The sequence below is a fragment of the Streptomyces sp. Ag109_O5-1 genome, from assembly GCF_003814875.1.
GTDB lineage: Bacteria > Actinomycetota > Actinomycetes > Streptomycetales > Streptomycetaceae > Streptomyces > Streptomyces sasae.
In genome coordinates this window covers 8,705,468-8,721,899 of sequence record NZ_RKQF01000001.1, presented here as the reverse complement: position 1 = coordinate 8,721,899, position 16,432 = coordinate 8,705,468, and the positions used below count along the sequence as shown (strand labels likewise).

The following is a 16,432-nucleotide window of genomic DNA, read 5'->3' as shown; positions in this document are numbered from 1 at the left end:
TCGACAGCTGTCGAACAGATGAGCAATAGTCACCTTTTACCCGGCCTTGACCGACGCCCGTACAACTTTCACGGAGTTGACCTTTGCGTCTGGCGCTGCCCCGACCTGCGGACTTTCAATGGTCGACACCATGGCTTCGCTGCGCGCGCTCTTCCGTTCCGCACGGAGGACAACGACCGCTTCGCGTCTCGCCGCCGGACCGCTCCCGGCCGACGACGAGGTACTCCTCGACGTGCCCGACCAACGGCTCGCCCCCGCGCTGGTCGCGGCCGGCCGGGGCGAGTACGAGCCCGCCGCGAAACTGCTGGCCGGCACCCGCGGGGCGGCCGAGTGGGAGGAACGCGACCGGTATGTGCACCGGCTCGCCCTCTTCGCCCGCTCCCGCGCCGAGTGGCTCGACGAGTGGTCCGACGCCGCCCCGCACGACCAGGACCTCCTCCTGGTCGAGGCCCAGCTCGCGGTGGACCGGGCCTGGGACTCCCCGGCCCGGGCCGAGCTGCTGCGCCCGGTGAGCGCGCGGATCACGGCCGCGGCCCGCGGCGACGACCGGGACCCGGTGCCGTGGCGGCTCGCCCTGGACCACGCGCGCGGCTCGAACGCCGGGCACAAGTACTTCGAGGAGCTGTGGGAGGCGGCGATCCGCCGCGCCCCGCACCACTACGGCTGCCATGTGGCGGCCCTGCGCTATCTGGCCACGCACTGGCACGGCTCGCACCGCGAGTGCTTTGACTTCGCCGACCTGGCCGCGCAGGACGCCCCGCCGGACTCGCTCGTCCAGGCCCTGCCGGCCCGCGCGGCCTTCGCGTACCTCACCGACGGCTGCGGCCCCGAGGTGCCGCGCGCCCGTCTGGACGCGGCGGCCGACCGGGCGATCGAGCTCTCCGCCCGGTTCCCGGCGGCCGATCCCTGGCCGGCCGAGGTCCGCAACAAGCTGATGTACCTCCTGGTCCGGCTGGAGCGCTGGGAGGCCGCGCGCACCCAGCTGCACCTGGTCGGCCCGTACGCCACGTCCTTCCCCTGGGACCGGCTGTCCGACGACCCGCTGGGCCATTTCGTACGGCTGCGCGCCCAGCTGCTCGCCGGTGCGGAACCGCTGCCCGACGGCGGTCCGGTGCCCTCTCCGAGGGGTGCCGAGCGCCCACTGGCAGGGCACCGCGGACATGTCCTCGCCGATGACCACTAGGCTGTGGCGCCGTGACCACCGTCCGTCTCCCACTCTTCCCCCTTAACTCGGTGCTGTTCCCGGGGCTGGTGCTACCGCTGAACATCTTCGAGGAGCGCTATCGCGCCATGATGCGCGATCTCCTGAAGACGCCCGAGGAAGAACCGCGCCGGTTCGCCGTCGTGGCGATCCGTGACGGCCACGAGGTGGCTCCGAGCGCACCGGGCATGCCGGACCCCACCGCCCAGCCGGACAAGGGTCCGGCGGCCGGGTTCGGGGCCGACCCCGTCAAGTCCTTCCACCGGGTGGGCTGTGTGGCGGACGCGGCGACGATCCGGGAGCGGGCGAACGGTACGTTCGAGGTGCTGGCGACGGGGACGAGCCGGGTGCGGCTGCTGTCCGTCGACACGTCGGGCCCGTTCCTGACGGCGGAGCTGGAGGAACTGCCGGAGGAACCGGGCGACGAGGCGGGTGCGCTGGCCGAGGGGGTCCTGCGGGCCTTCCGCCAGTACCAGAAGCGCCTGGCGGGCGCGCGGGAGCGATCCCTGTCCACCGGGGCCGACCTCCCCGACGAGCCGGCGGTCGTCTCCTACCTGGTCGCGGCCGCGATGATGCACGACATCCCCACCAAGCAGCGCCTGCTCCAGGCCCCCGACACCGCCTCCCGCCTCCGCGACGAGCTGAAACTCCTTCGCTCCGAGACGGCGATCATCCGTAACCTGCCGTCACTGCCCGCGGCGGAGCTGACGCGGTCGCCGACGAGTCTGAACTGAGCCGGAGTTCCCTGTCATGCCGAAGAAGCCGAACAAGAAGCAGCAGCAGTCCGCGGGCGGCACCCCGGCGACGGTGGCCCTGACCACTGCGGGCGTGGACTTCACCGTCCACTCCTACGACCACGACCCCTCCCACCCGTCCTACGGCGAGGAGGCGGCGGAGGCGATGGGCGTGTCCCCGGACCGGGTCTTCAAGACCCTGGTCGCGGACGTCGACGGCACGCTCACGGTCGCCGTCGTCCCGGTGGCGGGCACGCTGGACCTCAAGGCCCTGGCGACCGCGGTGGGCGGCAAGCGCGCGGCGATGGCGGACCCGACCCTGGCGGAACGCACGACGGGCTACGTCCGGGGCGGCATCTCCCCCCTGGGCCAGCGCAAGAAACTCCCGACGGTCCTGGACGCGTCGGCCTCCGCCCACACCACGATCTGCGTCTCGGCGGGCCGCCGCGGCCTGGAGATCGAACTGCCCCCGACGGCCCTGGCCACCCTGACGAACGCGACCGTGGCGCCCATCGGACGTGCGTGACCTCTCGACGCGGCTCCCGTCCTGGGTTAAGTACGGAAGACATGTCGAAGAAAACGCGGAAACGAAAGTGGCGCGTGAAGAAGGGCCGCTCGAACCACGGCCGCCGACCGGCGTAGGACCGGCGCAGGGAGACTACGCCTGCGGAGCCGCGTACGGGCCGTCCTCGTACGGGGGCTCCGGGTCGCGGGGGCCGAACAGCGCCATCAACCCCAGGTGCACCAGCAACGCCGCCAGCGACCACGCCAGCAACGCCCCCCGCGCCCCGAGCTTCAGCGGCGCCGAGAACGTCACCCCCTTGCCCACAGCCCTGGCATGCGCGATCACGTCCTGCTGCGGGCCCAGCCAGATCCCCACCCGCCACGCGAGCAGCGAGGCGAGCAGCCCTCCGATCCCCAGCGCCACCACCAGCGGCACACCCCCGCGCCGCCGCCACAGGAACACCGCGACCGCGCTCACGGCCCCGAACGCCAGCGCCAGCAGCGTGAACGTACTGTCCACCCCCGCCGCCTGCTCCCCCTCGGTGTCCTTGAGGTAGACCACCCAGCTCTTGCCGGACTGGTCCCCGACCAGCGGCACATGCGGCGCCAGCCACATCCACAGCAGCCCGAGCAGCACACCGCTCACGGCCACCGCGACCACGATCACCGCGGCCTCCCGCAGTTCGGTCTTCATCCCGGGACCGTCCTGTCCGTACTCGCTCCAGACCGTCTCGGCAGGCGGCGGCGCCTCCCAGGCCTGATGCGAGGACTGGTCGTGCGGCGGAGGCGGCGGCGTCAACGGTGCGGTCACCCTGACATCGTGCCAGGTCGGCCTGTGCGGCGCGTCACCGGACGGCGGCCCGGCGGTACGCCCAGGCGGCGACGGCCAGCGAGACCACGCCCACCCCCGCGCACACACCCAGGTCAGCGAGGACGACGGCCCAGTCGGGCTGCGCCCCGAAGGTCCGGGCGTAGGCCTCCACGCCGTACGTCGAAGGCAGCAGATCGCGCGCGAACTGGATGATCCCCGGCATCCGGTCCGGCGGCAGCACCCCGAGCAGCAGCGCCGCCGACATGCCGAGCTGTCCGAGCAGTGTCGCGAGTTCGGGCCGCGGCGCGAGCAGCCCGCAGGCGGCGCCGAGCCCGGACAGGGCCGCCCCCGCCAGCGGGATCACGGCGGCGAGGATCCACAGGTTCCCCAGCGGCAGCCCGAACAGCACGCACCCGAAGACGGCCGTCACCAGCGTCCCCGGCACGGTGAAGGAGGCGTACGCCGCGGCCGCCCCGAGCACCACGGAGGCCGGCGGCACCGGCAGCGTGGCGTAGTGGTCGAGGCCGCCGCTCGCCCGCAGCTGGCCGAAGTACTGCGCGAGCAGGTTCAGCGCCACGTACGCGACGACGACCACCGACGACCCCGCCACCACGGACTGGGCCTCGGCCCGGGTGTCCACCACCCCGCGCATCATGACCATGATGCCGACGGACTGGAAGGTCGCGACGAACAACAGCGGGATCCGCGCCACCCGGGCACGGGACAGCTGCGCCCGGTAGACGGCCACCAGCGACGGCCACAGCCGCGCACGCGGGCCCAGCTCGGCCGCCGCGCGCGGCACCGTCTCCGCCACGGCCAGGTCACCGCCCGGCAGAACCTCCGCGGGTACGACACTCACGTCGCGCTGCTCCTCTTCCCAACGGCATCCACGGCTCGTACGGCCGCCGCGCCTTCCCGTACGGGCCCGGTCGCCCCCGCGTTCACGTTCGCACCCGCGTTCACGCCTTCACCAGCCCCTGCCGTGCGGCGCCGCCCAGCGCCAGGTAGACGTCCTCCAGGCTGGGCGTGGCGAGGGTGAAGTCGTCGAGGGCGGCGAAGGCGGCCCCGCCGGTCACCGTGGCGACGGCGGCACGGGCCTCCTCGGGGGCGAGCCGCAGCGTCCAGCGCCGGCCGGTCTCGACGGCCCGCTCGCGCAGGACGGCCACCTCGGGCACGTCCAGCGGCGCCCGCTCCCGCCACACCAGTTCGACCCGCACCTCACCGGCGACCTGCTCCTTGAGCCCGGCCGGGGTGTCGCACGCGATGACACGTCCCTGGTCCAGCACGGCGACCCGGTCCAGGACCGTCTCCGCCTCGATCACGTTGTGGGTGACCAGGACGACGGTCGTCCCCTGCTCGGCGCGCCGCCGGTCGACGGCGGCCCACACCGCCCGCCGGGCCACGGGGTCCATCCCGGTCGTCGGCTCGTCGAGGACGAGCAGCGGCCGCTCCCCGACCAGCGCGGCGGCGAAGCAGGCGAGCCGCCGCTGTCCCCCGGAGAGCTTCTTCAGCGCCCGTCCGGCGATGGGCCCGAGCCCCAGCTCCTCGATCACGGCGTCCCGCTCGGCGCGGGCCTGCCGTACGTCCAGCCCGCGCAGCCGCCCGGTGGTCTCGGCGGCGAGGGACACGGTCAGCTCGTCGAGGGCGCTGGACTCCTGTCCGAGATAGGCGAGCAGGCGCGCGGCCCGCTCCGGATGCCGGACGATGTCGTGCCCGAGGATCTCGACGGTGCCGGAATCGGGTCGCTGCAGCCCGGTGAGCTGCCGTACGAGGGTGGACTTCCCGGCCCCGTTCGGCCCGAGCAGCCCGAAGATCTCACCGCGCCGGACATCCAGCTCCACCCCGTCGGTGGCCCGCACCTCGGGCACTCCGGGAGCTCCCCGCCGGCCTTTGACCGCGGCGTAGGTCTTGGTCAGCCCACGCACGGCACACACGACATCACTCTGCTGCCGAAGTGCCCGACCCACGCCCGTACTCACAAGGCACGAGAGTACGGGGTCGAACCCGTTTACTCGCCTTTGGGGCGCCTCAGCTTGTGAACACCGTGAGGGCAACGCGCCCCATTGGGGCGCGGGGCTGCATCAAATACGCGGCTCCGCGTGGGCGCGACAAGCCCCCACCGGCCCGCACCCGCCGACGTACCGCCCCGCCCCTCCCCGTCCGCCGCTCACTCCGCCGACGCATGCTCCCCGGCCCCCGCCGGAACATCGAACTCTCTCCAGAACCCCGCCCGAATGGCGTAACGGTCATGTTCGTCGATCTGGTCGTCCTTGTGCGCCAGCAGCCCGAACCGGGCCGCGTACCGCAGCAGCTCCCCGTCGATCCGATGCGGAATCCGCGGGTACATCCCGGACAGCCGGTGCAGATGCCCCTGGTCCCCGAGCCGGGAGATCCATCTCCGGGCGAACACCTGTCCGACCTCGTACGGATCCCCGCCGACGGCCGTGATGTCCTCCTCCCGGTCGGCCCACCGCTGCTCCGCGGTCGTCAGCTGCGCCAGCGTCGGCATGGAGAGGGCCTCCGCCGGCTCCGCCACGACACCCGGCCGGTCCACCCACCCCTTGTCGGAGGACCACCGCAGCGTCGCCGTGGTCGGCGCATGCTGGACCGGCTGCGCCCCGGGCGCCCGCAACGCCGCGAGGTCCTTCGGCGTGGGCACCCCCTTGGGCGCCGGCACCCGCTCCGGCGCGCCGTTCTCGGCCACGCCCGCCGGCGCCCGCTCCCCCTCCGCGACCCCGGCCTCCGCGGCAGCGGCCAGCGCGGACTCGGGCAGCGGCGCCGACAGGATCGCAGCGATCTCCGGCCGCGGCGCGGGCGGCGGCGCGCAGACGGCCGTCAGCTCCTTCGCCCGGACCGCCTGGGTGATCCACGCCCGGTCCAGGACCCGCCGCTCATCGGCCTCCGCGACGAGGTCCTCGGACTGGTTGTAGTCCCCGTCGGCCGCCTGCACGGCCCACAGGTGCACGGCGACCCCGTGCTCCTTCGCGGCCATCATGCCCGGCAGCAGATCCCCGTCGCCGGTCACCAGCACGATGTCGGAGCAGGCGCGGTTGCGGGCCAGCTCGGTCAGCTCGGCGTGCATGGCCGCGTCCACCCCCTTCTGCGCCCAGCGTCCGTCGCTGCGGGTCAGGGCGCCGAGCCGGACGGTCACCCGGGGCATCACGCGCAGGCGGCGGTGCTCCGGCTGGGGAACACGGTCGGGGGCGCCGTCGAACCAGTAGATGCGCAGCAGTGGACGCTCGGTGTCGGACTCCGCACGGTCGCGCAGCGCCTGGATCAGCGCGGCGTGGTCGACGGTGATCCGCGATCGGGAGGGCTCACCGGCGAGGAGACTGGCGGCGGCACCCAGCAGATACCCGGCGTCCACCAGGACGATGCAGCGGTCCACGCGACTCACCCTCTTTCCGGGAGGTTTGCTTTCGGGGCTTCCTTCGAGTCTGCCCGACCACGCGGGGGTTAACGGCCCGAACTCGATCTTCGGCGTGGCGTTTCGGGGCCCTGCTCTCCGACAAACCCTGTCACACACGGTAATTATCCGAAATGCGTCTGTTGTCAGCCTATGTGAATCTGAATTCAGCCCCTAGATCCCCCACAGGAGGCAGATCACCATGGCCAAGAACAAGAACCGTAAGCAGGGTGGCTCCGAGAAGCGCGCGTCCCAGGCCGAGCAGGCCCACGAGCACGCGCAGCGTACGTCGACGGAGTCCCACGACTCGCCGGTGACGCACATCCAGGGCAGCCCCGCGGATGTTGCTCGTAAGCAGCAGAAGCGCTTCGGCCACAACTGAGCGGACTGACCAGGTCCGGCTGGGCTGTTGAAGCCCGGGCACACAGAAGGGGCGCACCCGATGCGGGTGCGCCCCTTCCGCGCGCGTGTGGTCCGGTCGGACCGGCCGGCCGGGGCCGGGCTCAGCCGGCCAGGCAGGACGGGCCGAGCAGCACCTTCAGGTCGCCGAACAGGGCCGGGTCGGGCTTCACCCGGTGCCGGTCCAGGCGCAGCACGGTGGTCTTGGTCGGGCCCTGGAGCTTGATCCGGACCTCGCTGTCGCCCTTGTGGTGGCTGAGGATCTCGCCGAGGCGGCTGACCATCGGCGGGGTGACCCGGGTGGCGGGGATGGTGAGGATCACGGGCGCGTTGGTGCCGGCGTTCGAGAGGTCCGGTACCGCCAGCTCCATGGCGACGAGCCGGGGCACGTCCTCGCGCTTGTCGAGGCGGCCCTTGACGAACACCACCGCGTCCTCGACGAGTTGGGTCGAGATGAGCTGGTAGGTCGCCGGGAAGAACATGCACTCGATGGAGCCGGCGAGGTCCTCGACGGTGGCGATCGCCCAGGCGTTGCCCTGCTTGGTCATCTTGCGCTGCAGGCCCGAGATGATGCCGCCGATGGTGACCACCGCGCCGTCCGCGTGCTCGCCGCCGGTGAGCTGGGCGATACCCGCGTCGGCCTTGTCGGAGAGCACGTGCTCCAGGCCGAAGAGCGGGTGGTCGGAGACGTACAGACCGAGCATCTCCCGCTCCTGGGCGAGCAGATAGGTCTTGTCCCACTCCTCGGTGGTGAACTCGACGTCCAGTCCGAAGCCGGGCTCGCTGCTCTCCTCCTCGCCCATCCCGCCGAAGAGGTCGAACTGCCCCTCGGCCTCCTTGCGCTTGACCGCGACCACGTTGTCGATCATCGGCTCGTACTGCGCGGTGAGGCCCTTGCGGGTGTGCCCCATGGTGTCGAAGGCGCCGGCCTTGATCAGCGACTCCGTGGTGCGCTTGTTGCAGGCGACCGCCTCGACCTTGTCGAGGTAGTCGGGGAAGGAGGCGTACTTGCCCTTGGCCTTGCGGCTCCTGATGATCGACTCGACCACGTTGGTACCGACGTTGCGGACGGCCTCCAGGCCGAACAGGATCACGTCGTCGCCCTGGGCCGCGAAGTTGTGCACCGACTCGTTGACGTTCGGCGGGAGCACCTTGATGCCCATGCGGCGGCACTCGTTGAGGTAGACGGCCGACTTGTCCTTGTCGTCCTTGACCGAGGTGAGCAGCCCGGCCATGTACTCGGCGGGGTGGTTCGCCTTCAGGTAGGCGGTCCAGTAAGAGACCAGGCCGTACGCGGCGGAGTGCGCCTTGTTGAAGGCGTAGCCGGCGAAGGGGACCAGCACGTCCCACAGGGCCTGGATCGCCTCGTCGCTGTAGCCCTTGTCGCGGGCGCCCTTCTGGAAGAGGACGAAGTTCTTGGCCAGTTCGTCGGGCTTCTTCTTGCCCATCACGCGGCGCAGGATGTCGGCCTCGCCGAGCGAGTACCCGGCGATGATCTGGGCGGCCTTCTGGACCTGCTCCTGGTAGACGATCAGGCCGTAGGTGACGGCCAGGACCTCTTCCAGGGGCTCCTCCAGCTCCTTGTGGATCGGGGTGATCTCCTGGAGCTTGTTCTTGCGCAGCGCGTAGTTGGTGTGCGAGTCCATGCCCATCGGGCCCGGACGGTAGAGCGCGGAGACGGCGGAGATGTCTTCGAAGTTGTCGGGCTTCATCAGGCGCAGCAGCGAGCGCATGGGTCCGCCGTCGAACTGGAAGACGCCCAGAGTGTCGCCGCGCTGGAGGAGTTCGAAGGTCTTCGGGTCGTCGAGCGGCAGGGCCAGCAGGTCGAGGTCGATGCCCTTGTTGGACTTCACCATCTTGACGGCGTCGTCCATGATCGTCAGGTTGCGCAGGCCGAGGAAGTCCATCTTCAGCAGGCCGAGCGACTCGCACTGCGGGTAGTCCCACTGCGTGATGGTCACGCCGTCCGTGTGCCGCACCCAGATCGGGGCGTGGTCGACGATGGGCTCGCTGGACATGATCACGCCGGCGGCGTGCACACCCATCTGCCGGACCAGGCCCTCGACGCCCTTCGCGGTGTCGATGACCTTCTTGACGTCCGGCTCGTTCTCGTACATCCCGCGGATCTCGCCGGCCTCGTTGTAGCGCGGGTGCGAGGGGTTGGTGATGCCGTCGAGGTCGATGCCCTTGCCGAGGACGTCGGCGGGCATCGCCTTGGTGAGGCGGTCGCCCATCGCGTACGGGTAGCCCAGCACGCGCGCGGAGTCCTTGATGGCGTTCTTGGCCTTGATCTTGCCGTAGGTGCCGATCATGGCGACCTTGTCGGCGCCGTACTTCTCGGTCACGTACCTGATCACCTCGACGCGCCGACGCTCGTCGAAGTCGATGTCGACGTCGGGCATGGAGACGCGCTCGGGGTTGAGGAACCGCTCGAAGATCAGGCCGTGCGGGATCGGGTCGAGGTCGGTGATGCCCATGGCGTAGGCGACGATCGAGCCGGCCGCGGAGCCTCGGCCGGGGCCGACCGCGATGCCGTTCTTCTTGGCCCACATGATGAAGTCGGCGACGACGAGGAAGTAGCCCGGGAACCCCATCTGGATGATGACGTCCATCTCGTACTCGACCTGCTTCTGCCGGTCGTCCGGGACACCGCCGGGGAAGCGGCGGTCCATGCCCCGGCGGACCTCCTCCTTGAACCAGGTGACCTCGGTGTAGCCGTCGGGGATGTCGAACTTCGGCATGAGGTTCTTGGCCTCGAACATGCCGGTGGTGTCGACCATCTCGGCGACCAGGAGGGTGTTGGCGCAGCCCTCCTGCCAGGCGTCCGAGGAGTCGACGGCGTACATCTCGTCCGTGGACTTCAGGTAGTAGCCGGTACCGTCGAACTTGAAGCGGTCCGGGTCGGAGAGGTTCTTGCCGGTCTGGATGCACAGCAGGGCGTCGTGGGCGGTCGCCTCGTGCGCGTACGTGTAGTGCGAGTCGTTCGTCACCAACGGCGGGATGCCGAGCTTCTTGCCGATCTCCAGGAGGCCGTCGCGGACCCGGTGCTCGATCTCGATGCCGTGGTCCATCAGCTCCAGGAAGTAGCGGTCCTTGCCGAAGATGTCCTGGTAGTCGGCGGCCGCCTTCAGTGCCTCGTCGTACTGCCCGAGGCGCAGCCGGGTCTGGAGCTCGCCGGAGGGGCAGCCGGTGGAGGCCACGATCCCCTCGGACCACTGGGAGATCGTCTCCTTGTCCATCCGGGGCCACTTCTGCAGCCAGCCCTCGGCGTACGCGTCGGAGGAGAGCCGGAAGAGGTTGTGCAGCCCCGTGCTGTTCACGGCCCACATCGTCTTGTGGGTGTAACCGCCGGAACCGGAGACGTCGTCCCGCTTCTGGTGCGGCTGGCCCCACTGGATCTTGCGCTTGTTGCGCCGGGACTCGGGGGCGACATACGCCTCGATCCCGATGATCGGGGTGACTCCGGCCTTCTTTGCCGAATGGAAGAAGTCGTACGCCCCGTGGAGGTTGCCGTGGTCGGACATGGCGATGTGCGTCATGCCCATCTCGTTGCAGGCGTTGAACATGTCCTTGAGCCGCGCGGCACCGTCCAGCAGCGAGTACTGGGTGTGGACGTGCAGGTGCGTGAAGGGCGGCTTTGACACGGTTTCGGCCTCCAAAGGAAACAGGCGTCGACGATCTTCCGACCGACTGCGGACCGACTGCGGACAGTCTGGGGGACAGCGTCGAATCCTATGCCCTGACACTGACAGCCGACGGGCTGCCCCGCGTACCTTCATGCGGGGAAAGCGGGCATTCCCTGGGCACCCCTCCGGGCACTCCCCGGGACCTTCGCACGTTGGTCCGGGCGAGAGATCGCGGTGAGGGATCCCGCAAGATCAGGTAAGAGAACGGCAAGAGACCCGCCCCACATGTCGAGCACCACCCGTACCAGGAGGCACCCAGCGATGTCGGTCCCCCAGCTCAACGACGAGCAGCGCGGCGAGGAGATCCTCGCCGTCTTCGACACCGCCTTCGGCGAGCTCCTGGCCGCCGACCCGGCCGCGTTCCGCGTGAAGTTCCGGAAGATGGCGGCCTCGGCCTTCGCCTTCTACCGGGGCACGGCGGCGCTGTTCTGCCACGACATCGACGCCGAGAAGCACGGCGGCCCGTACCTGGACGAGCGCACCTCGCGCGTGTGGATCCACGGCGACCTGCACGCGGAGAACTTCGGCACCTACATGGACTCCAACGGCCGCCTGGTCTTCAACGTCAACGACTTCGACGAGGCCTACGTGGGCCCCTTCACCTGGGACCTGAAGCGCTTCTCCGCCTCCATCGCCCTGGTCGGGTACGCGAAGGCGCTCAGCGACGAGCAGATCACCGAGCTGGTGGAGGTGTACGCGGGCGCGTACCGGGAGCGGATCCACGCGCTGGCGACCGGGGCCAAGAGCGACGAGGTGCCGCCGTTCACCCTGGACACCGCCGAGGGCCCGCTGCTCGGCGCGCTGCGTGCGGCCCGCTCGCTGACCCGTTTCGAGCTGCTGGACTCGATGACGGAGATCCGTGACTTCGAGCGCCGCTTCGCCTCCGGCGGCGGCTCCATCGAGCTGGACGCGGCGACCCGCTACAAGGTCCTGGCGGCCTTCGACGGCTACCTGGAGACGCTGCCCGAGTCGTCCCTGTCCCACCCGGACTCCTACCGCGTGAAGGACGTCGTCGGCCGCCGTGGCATCGGCATCGGCTCGGCCGGCCTGCCCTCGTACAACATCCTCCTGGAGGGCTCCACGGACGCCCTGGAGAACGACGTCGTGATCTACATCAAGCAGGCCCAGACCCCGGCCGTCTCCCGGCACATCACGGACCCGGCGATCCGGGACTACTTCCAGCACGAGGGCCACCGCACGGTGATCTCGCAGCGCGCCCTGCAGGCCCATGCGGACCCGTGGCTGGGCTGGACCGAGCTGGACGGCGCCGGGCAGCTGGTCGCCGAGGTGTCGCCGTACGCGGTGGACCTGGACTGGAGCGACCTCGACGACCCGGAGGAGATCGCGGCGGTCGTCGCGGACCTCGGCCGGGCCACGGCGTCGATGCACTCGGCGGCCGACGACCAGTCCGGCGAGTCCCTGGTGCCGTTCTCCACCGAGCGGGCCATCGACGCGGCGATCGCGGCCGACGAGGACGGCTTCGCTCCCCTGCTGACCGACTTCGCGCACAGCTACGGCGCACGCGCGCGTGCCGACCACCAGATCTTCGTCGACCTGTTCCGCAACGGCCGCATTCCAGGCCTGTAACCTTCGCGGATTCACAGGGGTCTTTTAGGGGTCCCCTACATAAGGACGTGACAGACTCTCCACCACCATGGACATATCCGGGACCCAGCTCAGAGCCGTGCGCGCGGTGCTGTTCACGGCCTTCGTCGTGACGCTCAGCACCGCGTCGCACGTGCTGCTGTCCCGGACCCCGCTGCCGTTCACGACGGTGGCCGCGGTCGCCGCCGGTGTGTTCGTCACGGCGTACGCGCTGGCGGGCCGCGAGCGCGGCTTCGGCCGGATCGCGGCCCTGCTGATCCCGCTGGAACTGGCCGCCGACACGGTCTTCACCACCGGCCAGCACGCCTGCTACGGCCGGGCCGGCGGTCCCATCGCCGGCCCGCTGCGCGCGGTCGGCTTCGACGTCCTGTGCCATGGCGGCGCCGTAGGCACCCCGCTGGCCCGGATGGCCGACGGCTCCCGTGCCTCCGCGATGCTCGCGCACGCCGACCCGGCGGCGGCCTGGCTGCTGCTCGCCGCGCACATCGGTGTCGGCCTGCTCGCCGCCGCCTGGCTGCGCCGCGGCGAGCGCGCCCTGACCCAGCTGCTGCGCGCCGTCGCCGCCACCACCTTCCGCCCGCTGCTCCTCGCGGTCGCCGCGGCCGCGGTCCGGCCGGCTCCGGTACGACGGCTGCCGCGCCCGGCGCCGCGTACGACCGCCGCCCGTGACCTGGTCCTCGCGCACTCCCTGGGACGGCGTGGACCGCCGTGCTCCCGGGCGCTCGCACCGTCCTTCGCCTGAGCGCCCGCCTCCCGAGCACGCCCCTCGTCCGAGCACGACGAGTCCCCCACACGTATCCCGCGTACGACATGTGCGCGTCCTCTATGGAGATCACCAACATGAGCAAGCGGAACAGCGCGGCCGCCAAGGGCGCGGCCCGGGAGCGGCTGCGCGCCGAGCGCGAGAAGCAGGCCAAGCGTGCCAAGGCCAGGCGGCAGGTCATCGTGGCCTGCTCGGTCGTGGGCGTGCTGGCCGCGGCGGGCGGCATAGGCTACGCCGTCGTCCAGGCCAACAAGCCGAGCTACTGGGAGGGCCTGAAGGACGCCAAGGTCGTCGCCCCGGCCAACACCACGGGCACCAAGGGCACCACGGTCGTCATCGGCAAGGACAGCGCCAAGAAGACCCTCAAGGTCTACGAGGACCCGCGCTGCCCGGTCTGCGCCCAGTTCGAGCAGACCGTCGGCTCGACCGTGCAGAAGGACATCGACGACGGCAAGTTCAAGATCGAGTACATCGGTGGCACGTTCATCGACAACAAGGACAACGGCCAGGGCTCCAAGAACGCGCTGAGCGCCCTGGGCGCCGCGCTGAACATCAGCCCCGAGGCGTTCCTCGAGTACAAGACCGCGCTGTACTCGACCAAGTGGCACCCGGACGAGACCACCGACACGTTCAAGGACGACTCGTACCTCATCAAGGTCGCGAACACGGTCCCCGCACTGAAGAACAACGCGAAGTTCGACGACGCCGTCAAGAAGGGCACCTACGACGCCTGGGCGATGGCCATGTCGAACCTCTTCAACACCAACAAGGACGGCGTGACCGGCACCCCGAGCTTCGTCATGAACGGGAAGATGCTCACGGCCGACGCCAACGGGAACCCCCCGATGACCGTCGCGGACTTCGACCGCGTGGTCGACGCGGCCCTCAAGGCCTAGCCACCGGGCGGAGTTTCCCGCTCCGGGTGAAGAGCAGGCGAACTTTTGCGGGTTCGCCTGCTCTTGGTCGTACTGGTCAGTAACCTCTTCGGACGTGACCAGTCGAAACAGATCCATACAGGCCTCCGAGGGTGCCAACTCCCTCTCCCCCCGCCGCCGTACGGTCGTCAAGGCCGCGGCGGCGGCCGCCGTCCTGACCGCCCCGCTCGCCGCCGCGCTGCCGGCCCGGGCCGCCTCGGACGCCCCCGCCTTCCTGCACGGCACGGCCTCCGGCGACCCGCTGCCCGACGGCGTCCTGCTGTGGACCCGGGTGACGCCGACCGCCGACGCCGTACCCGGCTCCGGGCTCGGCCCGGACACCGAGGTCAGCTGGGTCGTCGCCACCGACAAGGCGCTGACGAACATCGTCTCGCAGGGCACCGTCACCGCGACCGCCGCCTCCGACCACACCGTCAAGGCCGACATCCGCGGTCTGGCCCCGGCCACCGACTACTGGTTCCGCTTCTCGGCCGGCGGCACCGACTCCCCGGTGGCGCGCACCCGCACCGCCCCGGCAGCGGACGCCACCGTCTCCGGCCTCCGCTTCGGCGTCGTCACCTGCGCCAACTGGGAGGCCGGCTACTTCGCGTCCTACCGCCACCTGGCCGCCCGTAACGACCTCGACGCCTGGCTGCACCTGGGCGACTACATCTACGAGTACGGCACCGGCGAGTACGGCACCCGCGACACCGTCGTACGGGAGCACGCGCCCACCCACGAGATCATCACCCTCGCCGACTACCGCATACGGCACGGCAAGTACAAGACCGACACCGATCTGCAGGCCCTGCACGCCAAGGCGCCGGTCGTCGCGATCTGGGACGACCACGAGTTCGCCAACGACTCCTGGTCCGGCGGTGCCGAGAACCACACCGAGGGCGCCGAGGGCACCTGGACGGCCCGTCAGGCCGCCGCCAAGCAAGCCTACTTCGAGTGGATGCCGGTCCGCCCCGCCATCGCCGGGACCACCTACCGCCGGCTGCGCTTCGGCAAGCTCGCCGACCTCTCCCTGCTCGACCTGCGCTCCTTCCGCTCGCAGCAGGTCTCCACGGGCAGCGGCTCGGTCGACGACCCGGACCGCACCATCACCGGCCGCGCCCAGCTCGACTGGCTGAAGGCCGGACTCAAGGCCTCCGACACCACCTGGCGGCTGGTCGGCAACTCGGTGATGATCTCGCCGTTCGCCATCGGCTCGCTCTCTGCCGACCTGCTCAAGCCGCTCGCCAAGCTGCTCGGGCTGCCCCAGGAGGGCCTCGCCGTCGACACCGACGACTGGGACGGCTACACCGCCGACCGCCGCGAGCTGCTGGCCCACCTGCGCTCGAACGCCATCACCAACACGGTGTTCCTGACCGGCGACATCCACATGTCCTGGGCCAACGACGTGCCGGTGGACGCCGGGACCTACCCGCTCTCCGCCTCCGCCGCCACCGAGTTCGTGATCACCTCGGTGACCTCCGACAACCTGGACGACATCCTCAAGGTGTCCCCGGGCGTCGTCTCCACCGTCGCCGCGCCGCTCATCCAGCTGGCCAACCGGCACGTCCACTGGGTCGACACCGACCGGCACGGCTACGGCGTCCTGGACATCACCGCCGACCGCGCGCAGATGGACTACTACGTCCTCTCCGACAAGACGAAGGCCGATGCCACCTCGTCCTGGGAGCGCTCGTACCGCACCCGCAGCGGCACCCAGAAGGTGGAGCGCACCTACGACCCGGTGTAGCCGTCACCCACCCCGTGTCGTAGCCCTCGCCTACAGCGATTCGAGGAAGCCGAGCGCCACCCGCCAGGTGGCCTCGGCCGCCTCCTCGTCGTAGTCCGGCAGCCCGGGGTCGGTGTAGAGGTGGCCGGCGCCCGTGTACCGGTAGATCTCCACATCGGCGCCGGCCCGGCCCATCTGCAGATACCAGGCGCTCAGCCAGTCGTCCGTCTCGAAGGCGTCCGGCTCGGCCACGTGCAGCTGCACCGGAAGATCGTCCACCGCGGCGTTCGGCGCGATGTCCGACGTGCCGTGCAGAAGCAGCAGCCCCCGCGCCCGCTCGTCGCCCAGGGCCAGCGTCTGAGCGATCGAGGCACCCAGCGAGAACCCCGCGTACACCAGCCCGCGGTCCGAGTACGGCGCCGCCGCCAGCACGGCCCGCTTCAGCAGCTCGTCCTTGCCGATCGACTCGTTGAACTCCATGCCCTCCTCGACCGTGTCGAAGGTGCGCCCTTCGAAGAGGTCCGGCGTCCACACCTCGTGCCCCGCGGCACGCAGCCGGTCCGCGGCCTCGCGCACCGCGGGCCTGAGGCCATAGGTCGAGTGAAAAAGCATGATGTTCATGCGCCCATGGTGCCAGCCCGCTCCGGCACCCCGGTCGCACCCCGGTCGTGCCGGCCGCCTCC

General features: G+C 70.7%; 14 protein-coding genes. 8 read left to right on the top strand and 6 right to left on the bottom strand.

What is annotated here, in order from left to right; genetic code table 11:
• The first annotated feature begins 118 nt into the window (after window positions 1-118).
• From EDD90_RS39655 to ybaK, 3 genes are read left to right on the top strand one after another with little or no spacing between them, the layout of a single operon-like run.
• Window positions 119-1,183, top strand: coding sequence for a hypothetical protein (locus EDD90_RS39655; RefSeq protein WP_260328430.1), 1,065 nt, complete (start codon window positions 119-121; stop codon window positions 1,181-1,183).
• Window positions 1,184-1,194: 11 nt separating this feature from the next.
• Window positions 1,195-1,935 (top strand): LON peptidase substrate-binding domain-containing protein, encoded by a 741-nt coding sequence (locus tag EDD90_RS39650; RefSeq protein WP_123977918.1) that lies wholly within the window; start codon window positions 1,195-1,197, stop codon window positions 1,933-1,935.
• Window positions 1,936-1,951: 16 nt separating this feature from the next.
• On the top strand, window positions 1,952-2,461 hold the full coding sequence (ybaK, locus tag EDD90_RS39645) for a Cys-tRNA(Pro) deacylase (RefSeq protein WP_123977917.1): 510 nt from the start codon (window positions 1,952-1,954) through the stop codon (window positions 2,459-2,461).
• 132 nt (window positions 2,462-2,593) lie between these two features.
• Here the strand turns inward: ybaK and EDD90_RS39640 are convergent, their stop codons facing one another.
• From EDD90_RS39640 to EDD90_RS39625, 4 genes are all read right to left on the bottom strand, one after another.
• Window positions 2,594-3,250: a DUF2567 domain-containing protein gene (locus EDD90_RS39640; RefSeq protein ID WP_123977916.1), complete on the bottom strand. Its 657-nt coding sequence runs from the start codon at window positions 3,248-3,250 to the stop codon at window positions 2,594-2,596.
• Between the two features lie 34 nt (window positions 3,251-3,284).
• Window positions 3,285-4,109, bottom strand: coding sequence for an ABC transporter permease (locus EDD90_RS39635; RefSeq protein WP_123977915.1), 825 nt, complete (start codon window positions 4,107-4,109; stop codon window positions 3,285-3,287).
• Window positions 4,110-4,209: 100 nt separating this feature from the next.
• Window positions 4,210-5,184 (bottom strand): ABC transporter ATP-binding protein, encoded by a 975-nt coding sequence (locus tag EDD90_RS39630; RefSeq protein WP_123977914.1) that lies wholly within the window; start codon window positions 5,182-5,184, stop codon window positions 4,210-4,212.
• Window positions 5,185-5,417: 233 nt separating this feature from the next.
• Window positions 5,418-6,638 (bottom strand): NYN domain-containing protein, encoded by a 1,221-nt coding sequence (locus EDD90_RS39625; protein WP_123977913.1) that lies wholly within the window; start codon window positions 6,636-6,638, stop codon window positions 5,418-5,420.
• Between the two features lie 220 nt (window positions 6,639-6,858).
• Here EDD90_RS39625 and EDD90_RS39620 point away from each other — a divergent pair, with 220 nt between their 5' ends.
• On the top strand, window positions 6,859-7,038 hold the full coding sequence (locus EDD90_RS39620; protein WP_123977912.1) for a hypothetical protein: 180 nt from the start codon (window positions 6,859-6,861) through the stop codon (window positions 7,036-7,038).
• Between the two features lie 121 nt (window positions 7,039-7,159).
• Here EDD90_RS39620 and dnaE read toward each other — a convergent pair whose 3' ends face one another.
• Entirely contained in the window at window positions 7,160-10,699 is a 3,540-nt protein-coding gene (dnaE, locus tag EDD90_RS39615) for a DNA polymerase III subunit alpha (protein WP_123977911.1), read from the bottom strand.
• 303 nt (window positions 10,700-11,002) lie between these two features.
• On the opposite strand from dnaE, the gene EDD90_RS39610 reads away from it, so the two are divergent.
• From EDD90_RS39610 to EDD90_RS39595, 4 genes are all read left to right on the top strand, one after another.
• Window positions 11,003-12,328, top strand: coding sequence for a DUF2252 domain-containing protein (locus EDD90_RS39610; protein WP_123977910.1), 1,326 nt, complete (start codon window positions 11,003-11,005; stop codon window positions 12,326-12,328).
• Between the two features lie 67 nt (window positions 12,329-12,395).
• Complete coding sequence (locus EDD90_RS39605) at window positions 12,396-13,088, top strand: hypothetical protein (RefSeq protein WP_123977909.1); 693 nt, start codon at window positions 12,396-12,398, stop codon at window positions 13,086-13,088.
• Between the two features lie 98 nt (window positions 13,089-13,186).
• Window positions 13,187-14,005, top strand: coding sequence for a thioredoxin domain-containing protein (locus EDD90_RS39600; RefSeq protein ID WP_123977908.1), 819 nt, complete (start codon window positions 13,187-13,189; stop codon window positions 14,003-14,005).
• Window positions 14,006-14,099: 94 nt separating this feature from the next.
• Complete coding sequence (locus EDD90_RS39595; protein ID WP_123977907.1) at window positions 14,100-15,770, top strand: alkaline phosphatase; 1,671 nt, start codon at window positions 14,100-14,102, stop codon at window positions 15,768-15,770.
• A 30-nt stretch (window positions 15,771-15,800) separates the two neighbouring features.
• Here EDD90_RS39595 and EDD90_RS39590 read toward each other — a convergent pair whose 3' ends face one another.
• Window positions 15,801-16,370 (bottom strand): dienelactone hydrolase family protein, encoded by a 570-nt coding sequence (locus EDD90_RS39590; RefSeq protein ID WP_123977906.1) that lies wholly within the window; start codon window positions 16,368-16,370, stop codon window positions 15,801-15,803.
• Window positions 16,371-16,432 lie beyond the last annotated feature (62 nt).